The 4,749-nt window shown below is 67.3% G+C and carries 5 protein-coding genes, 1 tRNA gene and 1 pseudogene; 2 read left to right on the top strand and 5 right to left on the bottom strand.

Annotated features, from left to right (window positions below; genetic code table 11):
* Positions 1 to 100: 100 nt before the first annotated feature.
* Positions 101 to 1,141 carry a tRNA epoxyqueuosine(34) reductase QueG gene (gene queG / locus ACYPYD_RS11640; RefSeq protein WP_459663275.1) on the bottom strand — a complete coding sequence of 347 codons (1,041 nt, stop codon included), beginning with the start codon at positions 1,139 to 1,141 and terminating at the stop codon, positions 101 to 103.
* Between the two features lie 79 nt (positions 1,142 to 1,220).
* On the opposite strand from queG, the gene ACYPYD_RS11635 reads away from it, so the two are divergent.
* Positions 1,221 to 2,213, top strand: coding sequence for an ABC transporter ATP-binding protein (locus tag ACYPYD_RS11635; protein WP_051586835.1), 993 nt, complete (start codon positions 1,221 to 1,223; stop codon positions 2,211 to 2,213).
* Positions 2,210 to 3,454: an ABC transporter permease gene (locus ACYPYD_RS11630; protein ID WP_459663273.1), complete on the top strand. Its 1,245-nt coding sequence runs from the start codon at positions 2,210 to 2,212 to the stop codon at positions 3,452 to 3,454. Before ACYPYD_RS11635 ends, ACYPYD_RS11630 begins: the two co-directional genes overlap by 4 nt.
* Here ACYPYD_RS11630 and ACYPYD_RS11625 read toward each other — a convergent pair.
* From ACYPYD_RS11625 to ACYPYD_RS11610, 4 genes and pseudogenes are all read right to left on the bottom strand, one after another.
* Complete coding sequence (locus ACYPYD_RS11625; protein ID WP_459663272.1) at positions 3,451 to 4,065, bottom strand: PilZ domain-containing protein; 615 nt, start codon at positions 4,063 to 4,065, stop codon at positions 3,451 to 3,453. The two genes, ACYPYD_RS11630 and ACYPYD_RS11625, sit on opposite strands and share 4 nt — an antisense overlap.
* 167 nt (positions 4,066 to 4,232) lie before the next feature.
* Positions 4,233 to 4,316: transfer RNA gene (locus ACYPYD_RS11620), tRNA-Leu, on the bottom strand.
* Positions 4,317 to 4,397: 81 nt separating this feature from the next.
* Positions 4,398 to 4,604, bottom strand: a complete 207-nt coding sequence (gene tnpB, locus ACYPYD_RS11615) for an IS66 family insertion sequence element accessory protein TnpB (RefSeq protein WP_459663271.1) — start codon at positions 4,602 to 4,604, stop codon at positions 4,398 to 4,400.
* A pseudogene (locus ACYPYD_RS11610) lies at positions 4,570 to 4,749 on the bottom strand (hypothetical protein); the annotation flags it as partial. The pseudogene ACYPYD_RS11610 and the gene tnpB, both read right to left, overlap by 35 nt.

The raw sequence follows: 4,749 nt of genomic DNA, 5'->3' as shown, positions 1-4,749 counted from the left end.
CGTCCCGGACCCGATCCGGGACCGCTGGCCGTGAACCGCCTTGCTGTCGGCAGGGCGCCTTTACCCGAGGTCGCGCCTAAAGACCGCCACCGGTTCCGGATCAAGTCCGGGACGACGTCAGCTTGCCTCTCGCCCATCGTGCCGCATCTGCGACGGCATCGTCCGCATCCGCCAGCAGCGGCTCCACCTGCGCCAGCAGCGCCTTCCGGCCGCTGTTGCCCGCCGCATAGAGGCAGTTGCGCACGAACCGGTCCCGCCCGATCCGCTTGATCGGACTTCCCGAGAACAGCTTGCGAAACCCCGCATCGTCCAGCGTGAGCAAATCCGCCAGCTCCGGCGCCGTCAGTTCCGCGCGCGGCAGGAACGCCTTCATCGTATGCGCCGTCTCGGCGAACTTGTTCCACGGGCAGACCGCGAGGCAGTCATCACAGCCGTAGATGCGGTTGCCCAGCCCCTCGCGCATGTCCTCGGGCACCGGCCCCTTGTGCTCGATGGTGAGGTAGCTGACGCAGCGCCGCGCATCGAGGCGGTAGGGCGCCGGGAAGGCATCGGTCGGGCAAGCGTCCTGGCAGGCCCGGCACGATCCGCAGCGATCGCGCGCCGGGGCCGAGAGCGGCAGGTCCAGCGTCGTGTAGATCTCGCCGAGGAACAGCCATGATCCATGTTCGCGGCTGACGACATTGGTATGCTTGCCCTGCCAGCCGAGCCCTGCGGCAGCGGCGAGCGGCTTTTCCATCACCGGCGCGGTGTCGGTGAAGACTTTCACCCCGACCGGCCCCAGCCCGCGTTTGTCCCCCTCGCTCACCATCCAGCGGGCAAGGTTCTTGAGCGCCTTCTTCACCGTGTCGTGATAATCGGCGCCTTGCGCATACGTCGAAATCCGGCCGATCCCGCCTTCGTCCGCCAGTCGCAGCGGGTCGGCGGCCGGGGCATAGCTCATGCCCAGCGCGATGACGCTGCGGGCCTCGGGCCAGAGCCCCTGCGGACTGCGGCGATGGTGCGCGCGCTCCTCCATCCAGCCCATCGAGCCGTGCATTCCCGCCGCCAGCCAGGCGTCAAGCCGCGCCGCACGGTCCTCGTCCGTCGCGGCCGAAGCCACGCCGAAGGCGCAGAAGCCGAGAGCGCGCGCCTCTCCCTCCACCGCCTCGGCAAAATTGCTTAGGGCGGTCTTAACCGGGACTGCGCCATCAGGGGCGCACGTGCTAGACCCAGGGGGCTTCATGGATGCGCAAGTAGGAGATCCTCGGTTGACCGGCAATGTGTCAGGTTTCGATTGCCCTCTGGCGATCGAGGCACGGGGGCTCGTCAAGCGGTTCGAGGGGACCACTGCCGTGGGCGGTGTCGACCTCTCGGTGCCGCAGGGCTCGGTCTATGGCATCCTCGGCCCCAACGGTGCGGGCAAGACGACGACGCTGCGCATGCTGCTGGGTATCATCGAGCCCGATTCGGGTTACCGTCGCATTCTCGGCGCCGAGCGGCCGCACGATGTCGCCCACGCCATCGGCTACCTGCCTGAGGAGCGCGGCCTCTACCCGTCCATGAAGGCGACCGAGGCGATCGCCTTTCTCGGCGCGCTGCGGGGCCTGCCGCTGAAGGAAGGCCGCCGCCGCGCGCACGAACTGCTCGAACGACACGGCCTCGGCTATGCCGCGGACCGTCAGATTCGCCAGCTTTCCAAAGGCATGGCGCAGCAGGTGCAGATCCTTGGCACGCTGGTTCATCGCCCGCGCCTGGTCATCTTCGACGAGCCGTTCTCCGGCCTCGATGCGCTCAACCAGGGCAAGCTGGAGGCGATGATGCGCGGTCTGGCGGAGGACGGCACGACCGTGATCTTCTCCACCCACGTCATCGCGCATGCCGAGCGCCTGTGTGACGAGGTCGCGATCATCGCGGGAGGGCGGGTGCCGTTCGCGGGGCCGGTCGACGTCGCGCGCGATCGCATCCCCGCGCAGGTCCGGCTCGAAACGCAGGCCGACGAGGGGCTGTGGCGCGCTGCCTTGCCGACCGATTCGCGGCGCGAGGGGCGGTACTGGCACTTCGCGCTGCCCGAGGGCGGGATCGAGCCGCTGCTGCGCGCGCTGATCGCGGGGGAGGCGGGTATCCTGTCGCTGTCCATCGAGCGCGCCGGGCTGCACGATGCCTTCGTCGCCATCGCCGGGGAGGCCGCCGCCCGCGCCCTCGAAGCGGAAAAGCCCGAGGAGCCGCGCCGATGAACTTCGATCTTTCCGCGCCCGGTCATCGCGGCCGCCTGTCGATGCTGGCCGCAGCCTGGGTGGTGGCCCGGCGCGACTTCACCGCGATCCTGTTCTCGCGCACGTTCTTTTTCTTCCTGCTCGGTCCGCTGTTCCCGGTGATCGTCGGACTGCTGGCAGGCAGCGTCGGCCAGCGCGTCGATCAGAGCGGCGAGGCACCCGCGATCGGCGTGGTCATGGCCGAGGCCGACGCGAAGGCGATGGTCCGTGCCCGCGATGCACTGGCCGACCGGCTCGGAGGCGGCCTGCCGGACATGCATGTGGTCAAGGACCTGACCCCGGCCGAGCAGGCCGATCCGGGTGTGGTGCTGGCGTCACGCAAGGGTGCTTTCGCGGGCGTGCTGTCGGGCTCTCCCGCCGCGCCGGTGCTGACCGGGCCGGGACCGCTCATCAAGGACTGGCGGGGGGATGTCGAACTGATCGCGGCCGAGGTTCGTGACGGATCTCTGGCCTTCTGGCCACAGGTGAAGCTGGCCAGGACCTCGGTGGCGGCGCCCGGCGATTCGCGCAGCCGCCTACGTACGGCGCAGGGCGCGCAGACCTTGCTGTTCCTGCTGACGATGATGCTGGCCGGCATGGTCCTGTCCAACCTTGTCGAGGAAAAAGGCAACAAGATCATCGAGGTGCTGGCCGCCGCGATCCCGATGGAGTCGGTGTTCTTCGGCAAGCTCTTCGCCATGCTCGGCGTGTCGCTGGTCGGCATCGCGGTGTGGGGTAGCGTCGGCGGAGCGATCTACCTGTCGGCGGGATCGCTCGTGGCACTGCCCGAACCGGCGGTTGGCTGGCCGATGCTGGTCGGGCTGGGGGTGATCTACTTCGCGATGGCCTACCTGCTGCTGGGCTCGGTGTTCCTCGCGATCGGCTCGCTGGCGAACACGGTGCGCGAGGTGCAGACGCTGTCGATGCCGGTGACGATGATGCAGCTCATGCTGTTCTTCTTCGCGACTTACGCGATGACCCAGCCGGGCAGCGCGGTCGAGATGCTGGCGGTGGTCCTGCCGTTCAGCTCGCCCTTCGCGATGCTGGCCCGCGCCGCGCAGGAGCCGGCGCTCTGGCCGCATGTCGCGGCGCTTGGGTGGCAGGTCATGTGGGTGGTGCTGCTGGTGCGCGGTGGCTCGATGCTGTTTCGCAGGCGGGCGATGAAGTCGGGGCCGCAGGGGGCAGGTCGCAAGTGGTGGCGGCGCGTCGTTTCCGAAGGCTAGCGGGCGCCCGCTTCCTGCATGTGGAAGGCGCGGACCGCCAGTTCCTCGAGGCTCATTAGCTGGCGGAAAACGATGCCGTAGGAGGGGTGCCGGCGCCAGCACACGGTGGCCTCGAACTCGGGCATGAGGGCGGAGCCGATGCGCAAATGCTGCCCGATCGCGAGATAATGTTCGGTCTCGATTCCGGCGCCCTGGCGCGAGAGATCGCGCACCTTGGCAGCCGAAGTTTCCCCAGCGATCGTCACCTGCACCGGATGGCCGACGCAAACGCGGATCGGGCGCTTGGGATAGGGGCCGGCCTCGGCGATGAAGCGCTGGACCTCGATCGGGACGTCGAAGCGGAAGCCCGCCTCCCCGCCGTTCTCCCAGACCTTCTCGACCGCAAGCCGATCCCCGGCGGCGCTTTCCAGCGCAAGGCGGCGTTCGGCGGCGAGGGAATGGAACAGGCGCAGCTTCACGCCGGTCTCGGACACGTCGCGCACGATGCAGAGGTATTCGCCATGCGCCCCGATCAGCTTCGCGGCGCGCAGCAGCAAGGCGAAGCGCGGACTGGCGCGCTGGTCCTCGTAGCTCGGCTTGCTGCCGGCGGACAGGCTTTCCGGGAAGGACATGCGAAAGATCACCCCTAAGTACCCATGCCGTGGTGTCCGGACGATACCATGAAAGGTGGGTACTTAGTACTTGATACCAGTTCTCAAGTTACGCATTTGTAAACGCAAACGATTGAACAAAATTCGCTCGCCAAATAAATTCGCAGTATTCGTCGGTATCGAAAATCTGGTGCGGGCGGCGGGACTCGAACCCGCACTGGAATCCCAAGCGGATTTTAAGTCCGCAGCGTCTACCATTCCGCCACGCCCGCACACCTAGAGAAACCGTGGTTTTTGCCCTGTAGCGGGCCGCGTTCCGCAGTGCAATCCGATTGCGTTCCGCAATTCCGGTGTCAGGCGCGTTCTTCCACACGCCTCATCGCCGCCTGGGCATCGCGGCGCTGACGCGCAAACGCCGCGCGCTCGAACGGATTGAGGCCCATCGACTGTTCGACCAGGATCGCAAGGCTGTTGATCCCACAGCGAAAGTCGATCGGATCCCGGTGGAGATAGACGCGCAGATCTTCAGCGAGCCGGAACATGGCAATGCCCCAGCGCATCGATCATCACCACCAGCAACTGCGCGTCACACCCCTCCAGCGTCAGCGATACGCCATTTGGCATCGACGCCTGCAGCCGCACTGACGGTACTAATCCCGCAGACCGGATCGCGATCCCACCAGTGTGTCGCTCCGCAGGCACCGA

The organism is Novosphingobium sp. 11B (genome assembly GCF_054589055.1).
This window is presented reverse-complemented; position numbering and strand designations above follow the sequence as displayed.

Coding starts and splice junctions, on each gene's coding strand:
- ACYPYD_RS11625 (WP_459663272.1), bottom strand. CDS start 4,065: ATGTCCTTCCCGGAAAGCCTGTCCGCCGGCAGCAAGCCGAGCTACGAG.
- ACYPYD_RS11635 (WP_051586835.1), top strand. CDS start 1,221: ATGGATGCGCAAGTAGGAGATCCTCGGTTGACCGGCAATGTGTCAGGT.
- ACYPYD_RS11630 (WP_459663273.1), top strand. CDS start 2,210: ATGAACTTCGATCTTTCCGCGCCCGGTCATCGCGGCCGCCTGTCGATG.
- tnpB (WP_459663271.1), bottom strand. CDS start 4,604: ATGCGCTGGGGCATTGCCATGTTCCGGCTCGCTGAAGATCTGCGCGTC.